Below are 19981 nucleotides of genomic sequence, written 5' to 3'. Positions count from 1 at the left end.
GGATCATCAAAATGCGCAACGCAAGCTTATCTAAGGGCCTGATGGCCCTGGCCTTGATCGCCTCCACCTTGCCGGGCGTCGCCCAGGCGTGGTGGAACCCCGATTGGAGCGGCCGCACCCGCATCACCTTGAATACCTCGGCGCAAGGCACCGAGACCAAGGAGGCCGCCAGCAATGTGGCGGTGGCGGTGCGTCTGCATTCGGGCAATTTTGATTTCACGGCCGCCAAGGAAGATGGCTCCGACCTGCGCGTGATCGCGGCGGACGACAAGACGCCGCTGAAGTTCAGCGTCGAGCGCTTTGACGGTATCAATGAGTTGGCGGTGTTGTGGGTGCAAGTGCCCAGCGTGCTGCCGGGCAGCGACAAGAATCAGTTTTATGTTTATGCGGGCAACGCCAAGGCTGCCGCCGAGCCGGGTGACTCGGTCGCGGCGGCCGGTTTTGACGCCGCCACCGTGGCGGCCTTCCACTTCAGCGACAAGGTCTCCGCAGGTGCCGACCATCAGGGCGCGGTCAAGCCGGAATCTGCCGTAACGCTCGAAGCCAACGGCTTGCTGGCGGGCAGCGTCAAGCTCAGCGGCGCGGCCATCGTCTATCCCTTGAGCGACAAGACGATTGTCGACGGCGGTAATCAGCTGACCGTCAGCCTGTGGGTCAAGCTCGATGATGTGGCGCGCGCGGGCGTGTTGAACTGGGGCGGCCTGAGCCTGAGCGTGAAAGGCGGCAAATTGCTGGCCAATGTGGGCAAGACCGAGTTGGCGGGCGGCGAGATCGCGGCGGCCAAATGGACCCATCTGGCCCTGCGTTTGGGCCTGGGCAAGGCGACGCTGTTCGTTGGCGGCGTGCAAGTGGCGCAGGGCGATATGGTCACGCCCGTGCTGGGCAGCAGCCTCAAAGTCGGCGAGGGTGCGCTGGGCATGCTGGACGAGTTGCAGGTCTCCAATAACTTGCGTAGCGCCGAGTGGCTGGCGGTGTCGGCCGGCGCGCAAGGTGCCGAGAGCCGCTTGGTGGCCTCGCAGCGCGAGACTGCAGAGAGCGGCGACGGCGAAGAACATGCCGGCCACTTCGCCATCCTGGTCAAGAACCTGACTACCGATGCCTGGATCGTCATCATTATTTTGGGAATTATGTTTGTGGTGGCCTTCTGGGTCACGGTCAGCAAGGCGATCCTGGTCAGCCGCGCGGCCAAAGACAATCTGAGCTTTCTGAAGCGCTTTCGCGATGCCGACAAGGACTTGTTGACGCTGGGCGCAACGGCCAAACACAAGCATTCCCCGCTGTTCCGTCTTTATGAAGCCGGCATCGCGCAGCTGGACAAGCGCAAGGTCGGCCATGTGGGTGGCCCGGTCTTGAGTGGCCCGGCGATGAATGCGGTGAAGGCCTCGGTGGACGCCGACTTTGTGCGCGAGAACGCGCACCTGAACTCGAACATGGTGCTGCTGACGATCGCGATTGCCGGCGGCCCCTTCCTGGGTCTGCTGGGTACGGTGGTCGGCGTGATGATTACCTTTGCCGCGATCGCCGCCGCCGGTGACGTCAACGTCAACGCGATCGCACCGGGTATCGCCTCGGCCTTGTTGGCCACGGTGGCGGGCCTGGCGGTGGCGATTCCGGCGCTGTTTGCCTACAACTACCTGGCCGCGCAGATCAAGAACGTGTCGTCCGACATGCAGATCTTCATCGACGAGTTCATCACCCGCGTGGCCGAGCTGCACGGCGCGCCTTGAACTCAAGTCTGAACCGGAACAATAACCATGTCGGCCGACGTCAAAAGTGATAACCAACCCTATGACGACATCAACGTCACGCCGATGTTGGACCTCGCCTATGTCTTGCTGGTGGTGTTCATCATTTTGACCACCGCCTCGGTGCAGGGCGTGAAGGTGAAGTCGCCGACCACGCATGCGACCAGCAACCTGGCCAAGCCGCAAACGCGGGCGATCACCATCACCGCCGATGGCGCCGTGTATTTAGATGCCTATCCGGTCGACATGGATCAGTTGCGTGACACATTGGCGCAGTACAAAGCAGGCAATCCGGCATTGCCGGTGGTCTTGAAGGCCGACGCGACGGCGCAGTACGACAAGGTGATGCAGGTTTTGGAGGTGGCCAAGAAGCTGGACATCACCGAAATCGGCCTGGTCACCAAGCGCGCCCAAACTGAGTAAATCAAGGCCGCAGCGTTCACAGAGAAGCTCATGCAAGTACAAAACGAAGTCAAACCGATCGACACCATCAACGTCACGCCGATGTTGGATCTGGCCTATGTGCTGCTGGTGGTGTTCATCTTGATGACCACCGCCTCGGTGCAGGGCGTGAGCATCACCATGCCCAAGCCCAGCAACAAGCCCAGCACCGAAAAGCATGATTTGAAGATCGTGCAGGTGATGGAGGGCGGCGGCGTGCTGATCAACGGTGTCGGCGTCACGCTCGATGAGTTGGAGGCGCAACTGCTGCAGGCCAAGAGCCGTGATGCGCAGATGTCGGTGGCGATCAAGGGCGATGCGCGCACGCAGTACGCCAGCGTCGTCGCGGTGATCGATCTGTGCAACAAGCTGCAGGTCAATATGGGCTTGGTGACGGCCCGTATCGGCACCTAAGGATTGATGAGCATGAGCGGATTAGCAGAAGATCATTTGGATGACGCCCCCAGCCGCAAGTGGCTGATTCGTGCCGGGGTGGCCCTGGGATTTTTGGCCGTCGTGGGCGCCGGCATGTGGGCCGTCAAGGGTTTGAAAAACAATGATGCGCCGAAGCAAAAGGTCGCCAAGATCACCATCTTGCCGGACACCCCACCGCCACCTCCACCGCCCAAGCCCGAGCTGAAAAAGCCCGAGCCGCCCAAGGACGAGCCCAAGCAGGTGATGCGCGAGGACCAGATCAAGCAGGCCGAGGCGCCCAAGGCGGCGAACGAGCCGCTGAAGATGGAAGGCGCGGCCGGCGACGGGCCGAGCGCTTTCGCGGCCGGTTCGGTCGGCAAGGACTACAGCGGCGGCACGCCGGCCAGCGGCCCGGCCGGCGGCAGCGGCACGCCTGCCGACCGTGCGCAAGAACGCTTCTACGCCAACAGCGCCAAGCAACTGTTGCGCGATGAACTCGAACGTCGGCTTAAAAGCGATGCCGCGCAGCTGACCGCCACTTTTGCCATCTGGCTTGATCGTGACGGCAGTATTCAGCGTTATGAATTGACACCCAGCGGTGATAACGGTAATGACTCGGCGATGCGTCTGGCGCTGGACGAAACCAGCCGACTGTTCAAGCTGCCGCCGCCGCCGGCGCTCACTCAACCGATGCGCTTTCGACTCAGCGTGCGCCCGCAGGCTTGACGCTTGAAGACGCGCGTTCGACCGTAATTTTCTTTCCCCTATTTGTTCCCCATCATGACCAAAGCCAAGCAGAGCACGCTGTGCTCGCCAAAAATCCCCCTCGTCTGGCCGCTTTCCGCGTTGGCCCTTGCCACCGCCTTGAGCTGCGCATTGCCGGCCCAAGCGCAAGGCATCAATGCAGACGAGAAACAAGAACTCGCGGCGCTGCGCGCCACCACCCAGGCGCTGATTGAAGCATTGGTTGGCCAGGGCTTGATCACGCGCGAGCGCGCCGACGCGATCGTCAAGCAAGCACAACAGCAACAAGGGGCACCGGCCGTTGCCCAATGGGGCACCCCGTTGGCGGCCTCGGCCGGCGCTGCGGCAGGGGCGGGCGCCGCGCAAAAGGTCGTGCGCGTGCCCTATGTGCCCGAGACCGCGCGCCAGCAAATGCGCGACGAGATCAAGACCGAGGTGCTGGCGCAGGCTAAGAGCGAGCGCTGGGGTGAGCCGGGGGCCATGCCCGACTGGTTGGGCCGCATCCGCCTGGGCGGCGATATGCGCGTGCGTGCGCAGGGCGATATGTTTGACGAGGGCAATGTGCCGGCAGCCATTTACCGCGCGCAAACCAGCTCGCCCGCCTGGGCCCCCGACCTTAGCAACACGACGACCAACCGTGAGCGCATGACGCTGCGCGCGCGCCTGGATGTGGATGCGCTCTTGTCCGATCAGGTGCAAGCTGGCATGCGTGTGTCGACCGGCGGCCTGACCGGGCCGACCTCGACCAGTCAGACGCTGGGTGGCGGTGGCGGGGGTTTCAACCGTTATGCCTTGACCTTGGACCGGGCTTGGCTGCACTGGCAACCTCCCGTCGGCTTCCAGGGTTTGAGTGCCGACTTTGGCCGCATGCCCAACCCCTTCTACAGCAGCGATTTGACCTGGTCGGATGATCTGAACTTTGACGGCATTGCCGCCAATATGAAGCATTATGTTTCGCCGCAGCAAGGTTTTTTTGCCAACGCGGGTCTGTTTGCACTGGAGGAGCTGAACCTGAGCAGCCGTGACAAATGGCTGATGGGGGCACAGGTCGGCGGCGAATTCACGCTGGCCAAGGGAATGCAGCTGAAGCTGGGCCTGGCCATCTATGAGTTCAAGAGCGTTGAGGGCGTGCGCGAGACCGAGCCCTTGCCGAGCGGCCCGCGCGTCGGTACGGTCAATTACTTTGCCAGCCAATACCCGGCGGGCTGGCGCCAAAAGGGCAACACGCTGATCAATATCAATGACCCGACCAGCGTGGCCGCGCCGACCTGGGGCCTGGCTTCCAAGTTCCGCCCGGTCAACCTGACGGCGGGCCTGAGCTTGGCGGCTCTTGCGCCGGTCATGCTGAATTTCAATCTTGACTGGGTCGAGAACACCGGCTTCGATATCAAGGATGTACGTCAGCGCGCCGGCATGGCGTTGACCGATCTTGAAGCCAAGACCACCGCCGTGCAAGCGCGTGTGCAAGCGGGCAGCGCCAAGCTTGCCAAGCGCGGGGACTGGCAGAGTTTCCTCACCTATCGCTATATGGAGCGTGATGCCTGGGTCGATGCATTCACCGACACCACCTGGCACCTGGGTGGCACCAACTATAAGGGCTGGTCGATGGGCGCTAACTACGCCTTTGATCGCAATTTCTGGTTGAGCGGGCGCTGGACCAGTACTCGCAATCTGGATGACAACGTGCGTTTCTTGGCGTTGCCGGGCGACCCGACTTCAGTCAGCGGCAATCTGAGCAGCGCGCCGTTGCGCATCGACGTGATTCAGCTTGATCTGAATGCTAGGTTCTGAGGGCTCGACGATGAAGACGCTGTCATTGAGATTGAAAAGAGGGCTGTTGGTGGCCTGCTGTGTGGGCTTGGGTGCCGTCATGCCTGCGCAGGCGCAGGACGCCAAGGTGAGCAAGGAACGCGAAGCCTTGCGTCGCACGCAAACAGCGCTGAAGGCTGCGCAAGAGCAACAGTCAAGCTTGAGCGCCGAGAAGGCCAAGCTGGAGCAAGAAAAGCTGCTGGCCGAGCAAGTCGCCGGCAAGGCGCGGGCGCAAGCCTCGGGCCAAGCGGCCAAGCTCAAGGCGCTGGAGCAGCTGACGCAAAAGCTGCAAGCCGAGTTGCAAGCGGCCGAGGCCGCGAAATCAGCCTTGGAAGCAGCGGCCGGGACGCGTGAAAAAGAACTGCAGCAGCAATTGTTGGCGGCCCGCCGCGAAAGCGCCGAGCGTCAGCAAGCGGTGCAAGTCACGGCGCGCCTGTTGGAGCGCAGCACGCTGGCCTTGCAAGACGCCGAGGCCAAGAACCGCAAGTTGCATTCGGTGGGCGAAGAAGCGATCAAGCGTTATCTGAGCCGCACCCCCTCGGAGATCACCGGCGTCAATGATCCGCTGTTCGGTTTCAACGACATCCGGCTGGAGAACGTGGCCGAGGAGCTGCGTGGGCGGATGGACGCGCAGCGGGTCAGGTAGCTTGGTAGGAACTTGAAGTGCTGTCTATGGATTTGAAGTCGGTGGTGCAGGAGGCTCGAGACCGCTTGTTGGGCATTGACGTGGTTGAAGACAACCCGTACGCGCCGCAGCCCTATGTCTTCTCTGAGTTGGCGGCCTGTCTTTGCGCCTCGATTCGCCAACTTGGCTTTGCCGACTGCAAGCATGTCGTCAACCAGGTGGATCAAGACCGTTTAGCCTTGGTGTTCATGCCGAATCCAGGCTGGGAGAGCTTGGTGTCGCGACTGAATCCGCGCCTGACCGTGCTGATCAACCTAGAACAACTAGGCAGTGAATCGGCCTTGATCAGCAACGGCTATATTGACGAGCTGGCTCGCTGGCCGGTGCTCGACTACAGCAGCGCTAACATCGAATTTTTACGGCAACGGCATGGCGCCAAGCAGTTGGCTTTTGAGCTGCCATTTGTGCCTGGACCGGCGGCGATATTCCGGCCCGCGTTGGCGGTGGAGAAGTCGGTCGATGTCTTGTTCTTTGGCACCCTCAGCGACCGGCGCAGCCTGATCATCGAGCAACTGAGGGCCGCTGGCTTGTCTGTGGAGGTCGTGGCGGGGGCCTATGCTTGGGAGCTCAGCCCGGCAGTGATGCGGGCGCGCATGGTGTTGCATATTCACTATTACGCTACCAAGCTGTTTCCGATCTCGCGCATGCTTCAGCCGGTCGCCAACGGCGTACCGGTGGTGTGTGAAACGTCGGTGCACGCCGCCCTGTCGGATTGGTCGAGCTCAGGCATGGTGTTTGCTGACTACGAGGAGCTGGTTGCGACTTGTCAGGCGCTGCTGCATTCACCGCACCGGCAATTGGATGCTGTCCAGCGGACGCTGCGATTCGCCCGACATTTGGACTTTGAGACGCCATTCATGGCCTTGCTGCAGGGCTTGTCGCAGCGCGATGCGCAGACACCGGCCAAGGTTTGCGCGGCCGCCGCGGGGGGGGGCTTGTCCCATGAGGAAATTGACACCATCTTGCGCCTGGAGGCCACCCAACTGCCGCCGCCTGCCGACACCCGACCTGCGCCTATCGCGCTGGCTCAGCGGCGCCCCAATGACGGCCGGTTTGGCCGCATCGGCATGCTGATCTATCTGGCGTTTGTGTTGTTCTCGCTCTGGCAGACACTTAAGTAGGCCGGATCTGAGTCATTGATGAGCCACCAAGACTCTCCTTGATCAAACCGTGACTCCCAGGGGTCAGCGTCGATCTCGATCACTTCTCCATGACCGACCCACCAGAATGTCGGCACCAGCGCTCAGAGTGGCTTTATGTCGCGTCGGCAAGCGTCGGGCCGAAACCGTCGGTGCGCCCGATTTGACGCACCAGGTCAATGCGAGCCGGATGAACGTCGTCAAGCACCAGCCGTTCGCAGCCGTCGGTGTTGACGCAGAAGTCCCTGGCCGGCTACATGGCCTCCAGCACCCTCCCCACATCGACATAAGCGCACTTGGGGCTCTTTACCTACACCCGGTCGCCTGAAGCTAGCTGCTACAGCGTCGTGCTGTACCAGGCCCCGCCGCCCGCGCTGATGAAGCAGTAGCGCCGGGCGTACTCCCCGCTGCGGCCGTGGCTGCCAGGGTGCGCGCCGCATGCATTCAACGCAAGGAATCGCCGGCTGTCACGACGTTGGTTTGCGCTAGCCGCGGGCTTGTCAGGTAATCGGCGCCGGGTTGAACAGCACCAGCGCGTTGTGCAACTGCCATTGCTCGGCCCAGGTCTTTTTGCGCCCACTGGCCACGTCCAGCAATAGCCTGAACATCTCCCAGCCGATGTCCTCGATGCTGGCTTCGCCGCTGGCGATGCGCCCGGCGTTGATGTCCATCAGGTCATGCCAGCGCCGTGCCAGATCATTGCGGGTGGCGACCTTGAGCACCGGGCAAGCCGCCAGACCGTAAGGAGTGCCGCGGCCGGTGGTGAAGATATGCAGATTCATGCCGGCCGCTAATTGCAGCGTGCCGCAGATGAAATCGCTGGCCGGGGTGGCGGCAAAGATCAAGCCACGCAAGCCCTTCGTCTGCGCGCGCTCGCCCGGCGACAAGACGCCGCTGATGGGCGCCGTGCCGCTCTTGATGATGGAACCCATGGCCTTCTCGACGATATTGGACAGGCCACCGGCCTTGTTGCCCGGCGTGGTGTTGGCGCTGCGGTCGGCGCTGCCGCGCTGCAGATAGGCGTCGTACCAGGCCATCTCTCGCTTGATTGCCTCGGCGACCTCGGCGGTCGCGGCGCGCCCGGTCAGCTGATCCACGGCGTCACGCACCTCGGTCACTTCCGAGAACATCACGGTAGCCCCAGCGCGCACCAGCAAATCGGTGCAAAAACCAACGGCCGGGTTGGCGGTGAGGCCGGAGAACGCGTCGCTGCCCCCGCATTGCACGCCGACTACCAGCTCGGACGCCGGCACGGTCTCGCGCCGGCGCTGGTTGAGTCGCTGCAAATGACGCTCGGCGCTGCGCATGATTGAATCCAGCATCGATTGAAAGCCGATATGCGCGTCATCCTGCAGGCGCACCACGTCCAGTTCCTCCTCTCGTTGATCGGCGATCGCAATGCTGCCCGGCGGCAGCAAGCGTTCCGGCTGCAGCTTTTCGCAGCCCAGGCTGACCACCATCACTTCACCGCCGAAGTTCGGATTCAGGCTGATATTGCGCAGCGTGCGGATAGGGATGATGGCGTCAGGCGCGTCGATCGCCACACCGCAGCCGTAGCCATGTTCCAAGGCCACCACATCATCCACATAGGGGAACAGCGGCAGCAACTCGGCCTTGATGCGCTCGAGCGCCAACTCCAGCACGCCGGCCACGCATTGCACGGTGGTCGTGATGGCCAGGATATTGCGCGTACCGACCGAGCCATCGGCGTTGCGGTAGCCTTCAAAGCTGTAGCCCTCCAGCGGCGCCAAGGCTGGGCTGGCCTCCGTGCAGATCGGCAACTCGTCCAAGCTGCGCGCGGTGGGCATGGCCAGCAGCTTCTCATGCACCCAGGCGCCGGCCTTGATGTCTTGGATGGCCAGGCCAATGCTGACGCCGTAGCGCAGCACCGGCGCGCCGCTCGGAATGTCAGTTAGCGCCACCTTGTGACCCTGCGGCACGCGCTCAAGCAGGGCGAGGCCGTCGGCAAATTGGCTGCCGGCATGCAGGCCGCCATCATTGACGACGATGGCGACGTTGTCGCCAATTTGCATGCGGATGTAGAGAGGCTGCTGGCTCATCTGGAATAAGTTGCTGTCTTGTCAGGGTTGCGCCCCAGTTTGACCTGGGGCGCTGGGTTCAGAACGACTTGCGCAAGCCGACTTGCATCACGCGTTCTTGCGAGATGTACTCCTGCAGATCGCCGCTGGCAAAGGAGATGCTGGAATACACAAAGGTGTTCTTCGAGAAACCATATTTGACGCCAAAGCCCAGCTTGCCCAAGGTGGCGCTCTTGCCGGTCTTGTTGGCGGCGACGCCGCTGTACTCTACGCTGGAGTAGTTGCTGCCCAATAGAAAATCGCCCAAGGGAACTTCAACGCCGAGGGTGTAGCCCTTGATGGCGTCGGCGGTAAAGACGCCGTTCGGGCCGGTCACGGTCAGGCCGATACCGGCCGCCGCGCCATTGCCGCTGGTGGTCGTCAGCTCATCGTTCTTTTGGTAGCCGCCCAGCAGCTTGAACAGGCCGAAGTTGTAGTTGGCGGCCAGCGTCAAGGACTTGTTGGTGTCGGAGCCGCTGCTGCGCGACTTGTTCCATTCATAGGACAGCGCCGAATTGAAGTTGCCCAGGGTGTAGGCGGCCTTCAACCCGTGGAAGCGGTCGGCGGTGGCTTCGCCAGGGGCAATCTGTACTGTGCCGGTAAAGCCGGCCCAGGTCGGCGTCGCGTATTGCACGACGTTGTCGGCCCGCGGTGCATTCAGCCAAAACGGCAGGCTCTTGCCCATATTCGTGACCGCGGTGCCCTGGTTCAAGGTCAGCGCGTTGACGAAGGGATTGCTCAAACCCATCACGCTGTCTTCCAAGATGTACTGGCGACCCATGCGCAGCTCGCCCAAGCTGGCCGATGTCAGCGACACAAAGACTTGCCGACCAAAGGCCCGCCCGCCCTGGGCCAGCGCGCCGGTGTCGGCCAGCAAACCGCCTTCCATGACGACGCCTGCTTTGAGATCGTTGCCGAGGTCTTCCGTGACGCGCATGCCCCAGCGCGAACCATTGAGGCCGTTGACGGTGCCGTCCTGAACCAAAGTTAGGTTGCCGGCCTTGGCCTTGGCGCCGCTGTCGTAGTTGCTGACGTTGACGTCCAGCAGACCATAGAGCACGACGTTGGAAGACTGGGCCTGAGCCGCGCCTGCACATAGCAGCATGGCCGCGTAGCCAAGAGAGTTGATTTTCATGGTGATGTCTCCGTTATAGATGTTGGAAATTCGAAACGGCCGGGCAAATCAGCACGGGTCAGCGTCGGCAGGACGAATTCCGGCATGCGTCCCGGCCATGGCCATGGTCGGGACAGCGGAGCAGACTTGGGCGCGGCATGGCGCCGAAGATCAGGTTCCCAAAAATCAGGGAAAAACGATGCCGGGCAGCCACAGCGAGAACGCCGGCACAAAGGTCACCAGCATCAGTGCGGCGATCAAGGCGCCGTAGAAGGGCCAGATGGTCTTCATCACCGTTCCGACCGACACCCCGCCGATGGCGCAACCAACCACCTGCGTGGTGCCGACCGGCGGCGTGTTCAGGCCCAAAGCGCAGTTGATCAGCATGACGATGCCGAACTGGATTTCGCCCATGCCGTATTTCATGCAGATTGGCAGGAAGATCGGTGTGCAGACCAGGATGGTGGCGGCCATGTCCAGGAAGGTGCCCAGCACGAACAGAATCAAATTGACCAGCAGGAAGATCACCCAGGGGCTGGAGCTGAAATTGGTCAGCGCGCGGCCGGTCAGGTCGGCCACTTCGTAGAGGCTGATGATGTAGCCGAAGGCCGATGAAATGCCGATCAAGAGCAGCACCACGCCGGTCGTCTTGACCGCCTTGGCCGCCGCCTTGACGAACTGCTCCAGCTTGAGCGAGCGGTAGATCACCACGCACAAGAACAAGGCATACAGCACAGCCACGGCGGCCGATTCGGTGGCCGTGAAGACGCCGGACATGATGCCGCCCAGGATCAGCACGACGACGAACAAGCCCGGCAAGGCCGCCGCAAGTGAGCGCGCGACGATGGCCCAACCGGGGAAGCTGCCGGCCGGATAGCCACGTTTGACGGCCACGCCGTAAGCGGCGACCAGATTGCAGATCGTCAACACCAGGGCCGGGATCAGACCGGCCAGAATCAGCTTGGCGATCGAGACCTTGCCGCCGGCCGCCAGCGAGTAAATGATCATGTTGTGGCTGGTCGGCATCAAGGCCCCGACCAGCGCGGCATGGGTGGTGACGTTGACGGCGTAGTCGGCGCCATAGCCTTCCTTCTTCATCATCGGAATCATCACCGCGCCCATGGCCGACACATCGGCCACCGGGCTGCCCGAGACGCCGCCGAACAAGGTGCAAGCGACCACATTGGACATGCCCAAGCCGCCGCGCACATGGCCAACCAAGGCGCGGGCGAAATCGACGATCTTGTCGGCGATGCCGCCGTAAAGCATCAACTCGCCGGCAAAGATGAAGAAGGGGATCGCCAAGAAGGAGAACACATTCATGCCCGATGTCATCTGCTGGAAGATGACGGCCATCGGCAAACCCTCATAAAGAATCGTCGCCAATGCGGATAGGCCAATCGCGAAGGCCACCGGCACGCCCAGAATGAGCAGGCCGAAGAAGGCGATACAAAGAATAGTCAGTGCCATGCGGGCTTCACCTCTTCGCCGCGCTGCAAGGCGACGATATGTTCAAAAGAAAAAAGCATGATCAGCAGCCCGGCCAGCACCATGGGCACATAGCGCAAGGACTCTGAAACGCCCAGAGTGGGAATCAGGTAGCTGCGCACGGAGAGGAACATCTCTGCGCAGTTCCAGGCCATCAGTCCGCCGAACAGCATGGTCAGCAAATGGATCAAGATCTCCAAGGGACGGCGCCAGTTGCTGGGCAGCAGGCCGTCAAGCAGTTCCATGCCGATATGCCCGGCGTCGCGCACGCCGACGGCGCAACCTAGCATCGTCACGTAGAGCACCAGCAACAAGGCCAGGCTTTCCGCCCAGGTGGGCGTGTTGTTCATCACATAACGGCCGAATACCTGGTAGCTCACGGCCAGGAGTAGCAGCAGCAAGCCGAACACGCCTAGGCGCAAGCAGGCCTTGGCGATGGCCGCACAAAATTTGGTCAACATGGTGTTTCCGGTTCGGTCGGGGCGCGGCCCGACGCACAGATGAAATCAATGCGAGCACAAGTCACCCGCTCGGCCTCTTGATGGAAGGCCGGGCGGGTAGCGGTCCTTGGCTACTTAGTTTCTTGAATCCGTTTGACCAGATCCTTCAGCTTGGCATCGGTGATGAATTTGTCGTAGACGGGTTTCATCACGGCCTGGAAGCTGGCCTTGTCGACCTCGATGATCTGGGCTCCACCGGCCTTGACCGTGGCGAGGGACTTCTCTTCGCGCTCATCCCAGAGCTTGCGCATAAAGGGCACCGAGTTCTTGGCGGCTTGACGCAGCGCTTTTTGGTCCTCGGCGCTCAAGCCGTCCCAGATCTTTTTGGAGAACAGCAGCATTTCCGGCGCCATCGAATGCTCGGTCTTCGAGTAGTACTTGGCGACTTCGAAGTGGCGCGAGCTTTCATACGAGGGGTAGTTGTTCTCCGCCGCATCGACCAAGCCGGTTTTCAAGGCCGTGTAGACCTCTCCGAAAGGCATCGGTGTGGCGTTGGCACCCATGGCCTCCAGCAGCGAAACCCAGAGGTCGGATTGCTGCACGCGCACCTTCAAGCCCTTGGCGTCGGCCAGGCTCTTGATGGGCTTCTTGACGGTGTAGATCGAGCGGGCGCCGCTGTCGTAAAAGGCCAGGCCGATGAAGCCCTGCGCTTCGCAGCTCTTCAAAATCTCTTCACCAATCGGGCCGTCCAGCACTGCGCGCATATGTTCCTTGGAGCGGAACAAGAACGGCATGGTCGGCACCACGGTGGGCGCGCAGATATTGTTCATCGGCGCGATGTTCACGCGTGTCATCGCGATCGCGCCGATCTTGGCCTGCTCGATGGTGTCCTTCTCGGCGCCCAGGGCGCTGTTGTTGAAAACCTTGATGCTGTGGCGGCCGTTGCTGAGCTTGCTCAGTTCCTGGCCCATGAACTTGACGGCGTCGACGGTGGGGTAGCCGTCAGGATGGATATCGGTGGAGCGGAAGTCGGTCGCTTGGGCGCTCAGGCTGGCGCCAAGTATCAGTCCGGGCAGCAATTTCGTGAACAATTTGGCATTGGGTTTCATTGGGTCTCCGTTTGATTTTGTGGGTGTTTCTTTGGAGTTTCGCCATCAATCCGCGTAGGGCGTTTCGGGCAATCCTGTCACTCCGGGCCGCAGCGCAAACAAAGCGCCTGCCAGAGTTGCTTGAACGCCGGCGCCGGCAGGGCGCATCGACGTGATCAGAAGGGTGGCCATGTCGGCGCCGCCAAAGGCGCACATGGTGGGTTTGGCGACGGGCAGCTCAATCCGGCGGTCGAGCTGCCCGGCGGGTGTGTAGCGCAGCACGGCGGCGCCGTCATTGGCGCAGATCCAGTAGCAGCCCTCGACGTCGACGGCTGCACCGTCTGGGCGGCCGGTTATGAGGCGATCGATGAAGACGCGCGGCTCGCCGGCTTGGCCGCTGGCCAGGTCGTAATCACAGACCCAAACCTTCGCAACGGCCGGAGCCGAGTCGCTGAAATAGAGCTTGTCGCCGCTGGGGCTGAAGGCTAGGCCGTTGGGCACCAGCATCGCCTCCCGCAAGGCAGGCGCCCATCTGCCTGTGCTTTCTGAAGGAGTAGCCAGCCGGGCCAAGCGGCCGAGTGGCAGTCGCTCAGGTGCAGCCGGGTCCTCATGCATGCTGCCGACCCAGAAGCGCCCCTGACGGTCGCAGCGGCCATCGTTGAAGCGCAAGCCTTTGCCATGCAAAGCGGCTGCCAGCAGCGTCATTTGGGGCTGTGCCGCTGCACCGAGTTCGAGGGCGTAAACGCCGTCTTGCAATGCCGCCACCAAGCCGCCGCCAGCCCGCAAGGCGATGCAGCCGACCGCTTGATCCAGCTGCCAACTTTGGGCCGGCCGGGTCGAGCCATCGTGACGCCAGATGCGCTGGCCGGTGATGTCGACCCAATAGAAACAGGCCTGCTCTGCGCACCAAAGCGGGCTCTCGGCCAAGGCCGCGCCGCCATCCCACCACAGCTCGGCCTGGCTCATGGCTGGGGCTGTGGCTGTGGCTCAAACGGCCCAAGGCCGAGGAAGCGCCCGCCCTGCAAGCGGGCCATCGGCGAGCCGGCGGCAAAGTCAATGCCTTGCACGCGCTCGCGCCAGGCCTCGGCATTGTCTTGCGGCTCGTAGCCGATCCTGTCCCAGCCTTCGGCGCTCCACCAGCGCTCGCTATTGGCCGAAACGCCGTAGACGGTCAGGCAGCCCACGTTGGGCGCGAATAGCGCCGCCCGCACCAAGCGCTCGAGATCGTCCGGGCTGATCCAGGTGGACAAGGCGCGGCGGTCTTCGGGCTCGGGCGTGGCCGTGCCTATGCGCAAAGAGACCGTCTCGATGCCGTAGCGATCCCAGTACAGCTGCGCCATGTTTTCGCCGAACAGCTTGGACACGCCGTAATAGCCATCGGGCCGCGGCTTGTCGCCGACGCTCAGGGGCTGACCCTGCTCATAGCAGCCGGTGGAGTGGTTGGAGCTGGCAAAGACGATGCGCTTGCAGCCGCTCAAGCGCGCTGCCTCATACAAGTTGAAGACGCCGTGCAGATTGCTCGCCGCCACTTGTTCGAACGGGCTCTCTACCGACACGCCGCCCAGATGAACCACGCCGTCAACGCCTTGTAGCAAGGCCAGCATGGCCGCCCGATCGGCGAGGTCGCAGATCTGTTCGGTCTCATGGACCCCGATCTCGCCGCAGCTGATGCGGTCCGACAGCAGCAGCAACTCGCAGCTGGCCTGCAGGCGTGGGCGCAGCATGCGGCCCAGCGTGCCGGCAGCGCCGGTCAGTAGCAGGCGCTGCAGTCGTTGATTGGGCATGCAGGGCGGGTTGGCAGCGGTGGTCCGGTGGTCACTCATGAATAAAGCTATGTTGGGTTTGGATTTGCCGACTGGATTTGCTAAAGTTCGACCACGGATGATCTTCGTCATCAGTTGTCGTACAACTTGAGCGATGTTCGCTGAGCCGATCAAGGGTGTCAAGAAACTTAATCACAGGGAATTCCCTTAAACATGCCGAATGCGAAGACCGCCCCGCCTGGGGCTTTGGCCAACATCGCTCCCGCCGGGGCTCTGCGTCGTCCGCGCAATCTCGCCTTGGCCTTGGTTGATGCCTTTGGTCTGCGCATCCGTGAAGGTTTGCTCAAGGTGGGTGAGCGGCTGCCGACCGAGGCGGCCATCATGGCCGAGTTCGGGGTCAGTCGCACGGTGGTGCGGGAGGCGCTGTCCAAGCTGCAGGCAGCGGGCTTGGTGGAGACGCGGCACGGCATCGGCACCTTTGTGTTGAGTGTGGGTGAGCAGGCCAACTTTCGGATCGCGCCGGAGCAGCTGGCGACGCTGCGTGAGGTGATCGCGGTGCTGGAATTGCGCATCGGCCTGGAGGCTGAGGCGGCCGGTTTGGCGGCCCAGCGGCGCAGTGACGAGAATCTCCGGGTGATGCAGGCCAGTTTGGCTGCGTTTGCAGTGGCCATAGAGGAAATGACCGATGCGGTGGCGGCCGATTTCCAGTTGCATATGGAAATCGCGCGGGCCACGCAAAATGTTCATTTCGTTGATTTGATGACTTATTTGGGGGCCATGCTGATCCCGCGCAACCGCATCAACACGGCGGGCTTTGCCGGCGAAGACAGGCGTGACTATTTGCGCCGGGTGCATGTCGAGCATGAGAGCATCGTCAATGCGATTGCCAGCAAAGATTCGGAGGCGGCAAGGGCTGCCATGCGCACCCATTTGTCGAACAGTCGTGAGCGCTTGCGGCGTGCGCAGGAGGCCGCCGCAGACTGAGCCGGGCGGCGCTCGACTATTTGGGTGGCGAATGTTCTGGTCGGCTCGGCAGGGTTGGCAACAAGCCTGCTGCCCAAGTTGGGCTTGGTTTGAGTTGTGCTGGGGTCTTGGTTGATTCTTGGGTGGAATAGGGCTCAGAGTGCTGCATTTTCTAGTTGACTGAATTGCCTTAAGTTGTATGATGACGTACAAGTAGGGCACTGATCAGTACTCGAATCAGGCGATCGTCGGCGCTGCCCGAAGTCTCCCGCCCCATCAATTTGCAGCCACAGGAGCATCCCCATTCATGTCGCCCCAAGATCTCAAGACCGTTCTTCAATCCGGCCTGCTGTCCTTCCCTTTGACCGACTTTGACAGCGCCTTGAACTTTGCGCCCAAGCCTTACGCCGAGCGTCTGGAATGGCTGCAGCCTTATGGTGCGACGGTCTTGTTCGCGGCCGGCGGCACCGGTGAGTTCTTCTCGCTGGAGCCGCAGGAATATGCGCAGGTGATCAAGGTCGCGCTGGATACCTGCCGCGGCCGCACGCCTATCGTGGCCGGCGCCGGCGGCGGCACGACGCTGGCGATCAAATATGCGCAAGAAGCCGAAGCGCTGGGCGCGCAAGGCATTTTGCTATTGCCGCATTATCTGACCGAAGGCAGTCAGGCCGGCTTGATCAATCATGTCGAGGCGGTTTGCAAGAGCGTGAAGATCGGGGTGATTGTCTATAACCGCGGCGCCTGCCGCCTGACGCCGGCCAGCTTGCTGGTGTTGGCCGAGCGCTGTCCCAATTTGGTCGGTTTCAAAGACGGCTTCGGTGATATCGAGAAGTTCGTCGCCATCCGTCAGACCCTGGGTGAGCGTTTTGCCTATCTGGGCGGTTTGCCAACGGCCGAGCTGTTCGCAGGGGCTTACAAGGCGATGGGTTGCCCGGTCTATTCATCGGCGGTGTTCAACTTCATTCCGAAAACGGCAATGGACTTCTATCGCGCTCACGCCGCCGGCGACACCGCCACATGCGATCAATTGATCCGCGACTTCTTCTTGCCCTATATCGCCTTGCGTAACCAGGGCGAGGGCTACGCGGTGTCCATCGTCAAGGCCGGCGCGACGCTGGTCGGCCATGGCGCCGGCCCGGTGCGCCCGCCTTTGTCGGACCTGCTGCCGGCCGAGGTCGAGCAGTTGCGCGGCCTGATCGCCAAGCTCGGCGCGCAGTAAGGTGCAAGCGGTTCGCCACAGAGCAAGCCCGTCGTGGCTTGCCGGAGCATTGCAATGAGTCTGTCGGCCACCCCCGTCATCATGGATCTGCGGGTGATCCCGGTCGCAGGCCACGACAGCATGCTGCTCAATTTGAGCGGTGCCCATGGCCCGTTCTTTACCCGCAATTTGTTGATCCTGACCGATAGCGCCGGGCGCACCGGCGTCGGTGAGGTGCCGGGTGGCGAGTTGATTCGCCGCACGCTGGAGGATGCGCGCGAGCTGATCGTCGGCCAGCCGCTGGGCTCACAGCAGCGCCTGATGGCGAGCGCGCAGCAGTGCTTTGCCGACCGCGACAGCGGCGGGCGCGGCCTGCAGACTTTTGATTTGCGCACCACCATCCATGCGGTCACTGCGATCGAGTCGGCTCTGCTGGATTTGCTGGGTCAGCATCTGAATGTGCCGGTGGCCGCGCTTTTAGGCGAGGGTCAGCAGCGCGACGCCGTGGAAATGCTGGGTTACCTGTTCTTCATCGGCGACCGCTCGCGCACCGATTTGCCCTACCGCAGTGAAGCCGGTGCTAGCGATAACTGGCTGCTGCTGCGGCATGAAAAGGCATTGGACGCCGAGGCCCTCGTGCGCTTGGCCGAGGCGGCGCGTGAACGTTATGGCTTCAACGACTTCAAGCTCAAGGGCGGCGTGCTGCGGGGCGAACAGGAGGTCGAGGTAGTGTGCGCGCTGCACGAGCGCTTTCCGCAGGCCCGCGTCACGCTGGACCCGAATGGAGGCTGGCTGCTCAAGGATGCGATACGCCTGATGCGCGATATGCGCGGGGTCCTTGCCTACGCGGAAGATCCTTGCGGCGCCGAAGACGGCTATTCCGGCCGCGAGGTGATGGCCGAATTCCGCCGTGCCACCGGCTTGCCCACGGCCACCAATATGGTCGCCACGGACTGGCGTCAACTCGGCCACGCGCTGGCCTTGCAGGCGGTGGATATTCCCCTGGCCGACCCGCATTTCTGGACCATGGCCGGCGCGGTCCGGGTGGCGCAAACCTGCCGCGACTGGGGCCTGACTTGGGGCTCGCATTCCAACAATCATTTCGATGTTTCGCTCGCCATGTTCACCCATGTGGCGGCGGCGGCGCCCGGTCGGGTGACCGCCATCGACACCCATTGGATCTGGCAAGACGGCCAGCGCCTGACCCAGCAGCCGCTGCAAATCGTGGGCGGGCATGTGCAAGTGCCGAAACAACCGGGTCTGGGCGTGAGCCTGGATATGGTCGAGGTCGAGAAAGCGCACCAGCTCTATCTTCAACATGGCCTCGGCGCGCGCGACGACAGCATGGCCATGCAATACCTGCTACCCGGCTGGAACTTCAATCCCAAGCGGCCCGCCCTGGACCGATAAAAAGGCAATTCCCATGTTCAAGAATTTCATTGCCGGCGAATGGCTGGACGGCGCACGCGTGTCGCGCAATATCAACCCCTCGGACACGCGTGACTTGGTGGGCGAGTATGCGCAAGCCGATGCCGCTCAGGCCAGGCTTGCCGTCGCTAGCGCCGAGGCGGCGTTCCCGGCCTGGAGCATGTCAACGCCTCAACAGCGCTTTGACATCCTCGATGCCGTGGGCAGCGAGATCCTCGCCCGGCGCACTGAGATCGGTGATTTGCTGGCGCGCGAGGAAGGCAAGACGCTGCCCGAGGCGGTGGGCGAAGTGACGCGGGCCGGCCATATCTTCAAGTTCTTTGCCGGCGAGGCCTTGCGCCCGGGCGGCGAGCTATTGCCCTCGGTGCGGCCCGGCGTTGGGGTCGAGATCACACGCGAGGCGCTCGGCGTGATCGCCATCATCACGCCCTGGAATTTCCCTATCGCCATACCGGCCTGGAAGATCGCCCCGGCCCTGGCCTATGGCAATTGCGTGGTCTTCAAGCCGGCCGATCTGGTGCCGGGTTCGGCCTGGGCCTTGGCCGAAATCCTATCGCGCAGCGGGCTGCCGCAAGGGGTGTTCAATCTCGTGATGGGGCGTGGCTCGGAAGTGGGCACTGTGCTGCTTGAAGATGCGCGTGTTTCGGCGGTTACTTTTACCGGCTCGGTCGGCACCGGGCAAAAAGTGGCAGCGGCTTGTGTGGCGCGCATGGCCAAGTTCCAGCTCGAGATGGGCGGGAAAAACCCGTTGATCGTGCTGGATGATGCCGATCTGGATGTGGCGGTCAATTGCGCGGTGCAGAGTGGCTTCTACTCAACCGGCCAGCGCTGCACGGCTTCTTCCCGCGTGATCGTCAGCGAGGGCTTGCAGCAGCGTTTCGTCGCGGCCATGGTCGAGAAGATGAAAGCGCTGAAGGTGGGCAACGCCCGCCAGATCGGCATCGACATTGGCCCGGTGGTCGATCAGACGCAACTCAATCAAGACCTCGACTATGTCCGCATTGCGCAGCAGGAAGGGGCCAGTCTGGCCTTTGGCGGCGAAGCCTTGGCCGAAAACGAGCAAGGGCAGCCCGGCTTTTACTTGCGCCCGGCCTTGATCACCGAGACCTCGCCCGAGATGCGCATCAATCGCGAGGAGGTCTTTGGCCCGGTGGTGAGTGTGCAGACCGCGCGCGACTACGAACATGCTTTGGCGCTCGCCAATGACACGCCGTTTGGCCTGGCCGCAGGCATCGTCACCCGCTCGCTCAAACATGCCACGCATTTCAAACGCCATTCACAGGCCGGCATGGTGATGGTCAATCTGCCCACGGCGGGGGTCGACTACCACGTGCCCTTTGGCGGCCGCAAGGGCAGCAGCTACGGCTCGCGGGAGCAGGGCCGCTATGCCGCCGAGTTCTACACGGTGGTGAAGACGGCCTATACGCTGCCCTGAACAAGCCTG

At 62.4% G+C, this 19981-nt stretch carries 18 protein-coding genes; 11 read left to right on the top strand and 7 right to left on the bottom strand.

The features are described 5' to 3' along the window. The first annotated feature begins 11 nt into the window (after positions 1-11). From LNV07_RS04225 to LNV07_RS04195, 7 genes are read left to right on the top strand one after another with little or no spacing between them, the layout of a single operon-like run. Positions 12-1727 carry a DUF2341 domain-containing protein gene (locus LNV07_RS04225; RefSeq protein ID WP_263569931.1) on the top strand — a complete coding sequence of 572 codons (1716 nt, stop codon included), beginning with the start codon at positions 12-14 and terminating at the stop codon, positions 1725-1727. A gap of 27 nt (positions 1728-1754) precedes the next feature. Then, complete coding sequence (locus LNV07_RS04220) at positions 1755-2168, top strand: ExbD/TolR family protein (protein ID WP_263569930.1); 414 nt, start codon at positions 1755-1757, stop codon at positions 2166-2168. A 30-nt stretch (positions 2169-2198) separates the two neighbouring features. Then, the gene (locus LNV07_RS04215; RefSeq protein WP_263569929.1) at positions 2199-2600 is read left to right on the top strand and encodes an ExbD/TolR family protein; all 402 of its coding nucleotides are present in this window, start codon (positions 2199-2201) and stop codon (positions 2598-2600) included. 12 nt (positions 2601-2612) lie between these two features. After that, entirely contained in the window at positions 2613-3326 is a 714-nt protein-coding gene (locus tag LNV07_RS04210; RefSeq protein ID WP_263569928.1) for a TonB C-terminal domain-containing protein, read from the top strand. Positions 3327-3380: 54 nt separating this feature from the next. Beyond that, positions 3381-5135 carry a putative porin gene (locus tag LNV07_RS04205; RefSeq protein ID WP_263569927.1) on the top strand — a complete coding sequence of 585 codons (1755 nt, stop codon included), beginning with the start codon at positions 3381-3383 and terminating at the stop codon, positions 5133-5135. Positions 5136-5145: 10 nt separating this feature from the next. Beyond that, positions 5146-5799, top strand: coding sequence for a hypothetical protein (locus tag LNV07_RS04200; RefSeq protein ID WP_263569926.1), 654 nt, complete (start codon positions 5146-5148; stop codon positions 5797-5799). Between the two features lie 26 nt (positions 5800-5825). Next, positions 5826-6959 carry a hypothetical protein gene (locus LNV07_RS04195; RefSeq protein WP_263569925.1) on the top strand — a complete coding sequence of 378 codons (1134 nt, stop codon included), beginning with the start codon at positions 5826-5828 and terminating at the stop codon, positions 6957-6959. A gap of 518 nt (positions 6960-7477) precedes the next feature. Here LNV07_RS04195 and garD read toward each other — a convergent pair. From garD to LNV07_RS04160, 7 genes are all read right to left on the bottom strand, one after another. Continuing rightward, positions 7478-9037, bottom strand: coding sequence for a galactarate dehydratase (garD, locus tag LNV07_RS04190; protein WP_263569924.1), 1560 nt, complete (start codon positions 9035-9037; stop codon positions 7478-7480). A gap of 58 nt (positions 9038-9095) precedes the next feature. After that, complete coding sequence (locus LNV07_RS04185) at positions 9096-10190, bottom strand: porin (RefSeq protein ID WP_263569923.1); 1095 nt, start codon at positions 10188-10190, stop codon at positions 9096-9098. A 165-nt stretch (positions 10191-10355) separates the two neighbouring features. After that, positions 10356-11639 carry a TRAP transporter large permease gene (locus tag LNV07_RS04180; protein WP_263569922.1) on the bottom strand — a complete coding sequence of 428 codons (1284 nt, stop codon included), beginning with the start codon at positions 11637-11639 and terminating at the stop codon, positions 10356-10358. Then, complete coding sequence (locus LNV07_RS04175; protein WP_263569921.1) at positions 11630-12118, bottom strand: TRAP transporter small permease; 489 nt, start codon at positions 12116-12118, stop codon at positions 11630-11632. The genes LNV07_RS04180 and LNV07_RS04175 overlap by 10 nt, the downstream gene beginning before the upstream one ends. 110 nt (positions 12119-12228) lie before the next feature. Further along, positions 12229-13206 carry a TRAP transporter substrate-binding protein gene (locus LNV07_RS04170; protein WP_263569920.1) on the bottom strand — a complete coding sequence of 326 codons (978 nt, stop codon included), beginning with the start codon at positions 13204-13206 and terminating at the stop codon, positions 12229-12231. 45 nt (positions 13207-13251) lie between these two features. Continuing rightward, complete coding sequence (locus tag LNV07_RS04165; protein WP_263569919.1) at positions 13252-14151, bottom strand: SMP-30/gluconolactonase/LRE family protein; 900 nt, start codon at positions 14149-14151, stop codon at positions 13252-13254. Then, positions 14148-15008: an NAD-dependent epimerase/dehydratase family protein gene (locus tag LNV07_RS04160; RefSeq protein WP_263569918.1), complete on the bottom strand. Its 861-nt coding sequence runs from the start codon at positions 15006-15008 to the stop codon at positions 14148-14150. Before LNV07_RS04160 ends, LNV07_RS04165 begins: the two co-directional genes overlap by 4 nt. A 153-nt stretch (positions 15009-15161) precedes the next feature. Between LNV07_RS04160 and LNV07_RS04155 the strand changes: the two genes are divergently transcribed. The 4 genes from LNV07_RS04155 (at position 15162) to LNV07_RS04140 (ending at position 19972) form a co-directional block, all read left to right on the top strand. Then, a complete protein-coding gene (locus tag LNV07_RS04155) occupies positions 15162-15932 on the top strand; it encodes a FadR/GntR family transcriptional regulator (RefSeq protein WP_263569917.1) in 771 nt (256 codons plus the stop codon). Between the two features lie 286 nt (positions 15933-16218). Continuing rightward, entirely contained in the window at positions 16219-17130 is a 912-nt protein-coding gene (gene kdgD, locus LNV07_RS04150; RefSeq protein WP_263569916.1) for a 5-dehydro-4-deoxyglucarate dehydratase, read from the top strand. Between the two features lie 54 nt (positions 17131-17184). Further along, positions 17185-18519: a glucarate dehydratase gene (gene gudD, locus LNV07_RS04145; RefSeq protein ID WP_263569915.1), complete on the top strand. Its 1335-nt coding sequence runs from the start codon at positions 17185-17187 to the stop codon at positions 18517-18519. Positions 18520-18532: 13 nt separating this feature from the next. Then, positions 18533-19972, top strand: a complete 1440-nt coding sequence (locus tag LNV07_RS04140; protein ID WP_263569914.1) for an aldehyde dehydrogenase family protein — start codon at positions 18533-18535, stop codon at positions 19970-19972. Positions 19973-19981: the final 9 nt, after the last annotated feature.

This window comes from Roseateles oligotrophus, from assembly GCF_025717515.1.
Taxonomy (GTDB): domain Bacteria; phylum Pseudomonadota; class Gammaproteobacteria; order Burkholderiales; family Burkholderiaceae_C; genus Paucibacter_A; species Paucibacter_A oligotrophus.
Note: the sequence above shows the minus strand (reverse complement) of the source record. Positions and strands in the feature narration are given on the sequence as shown.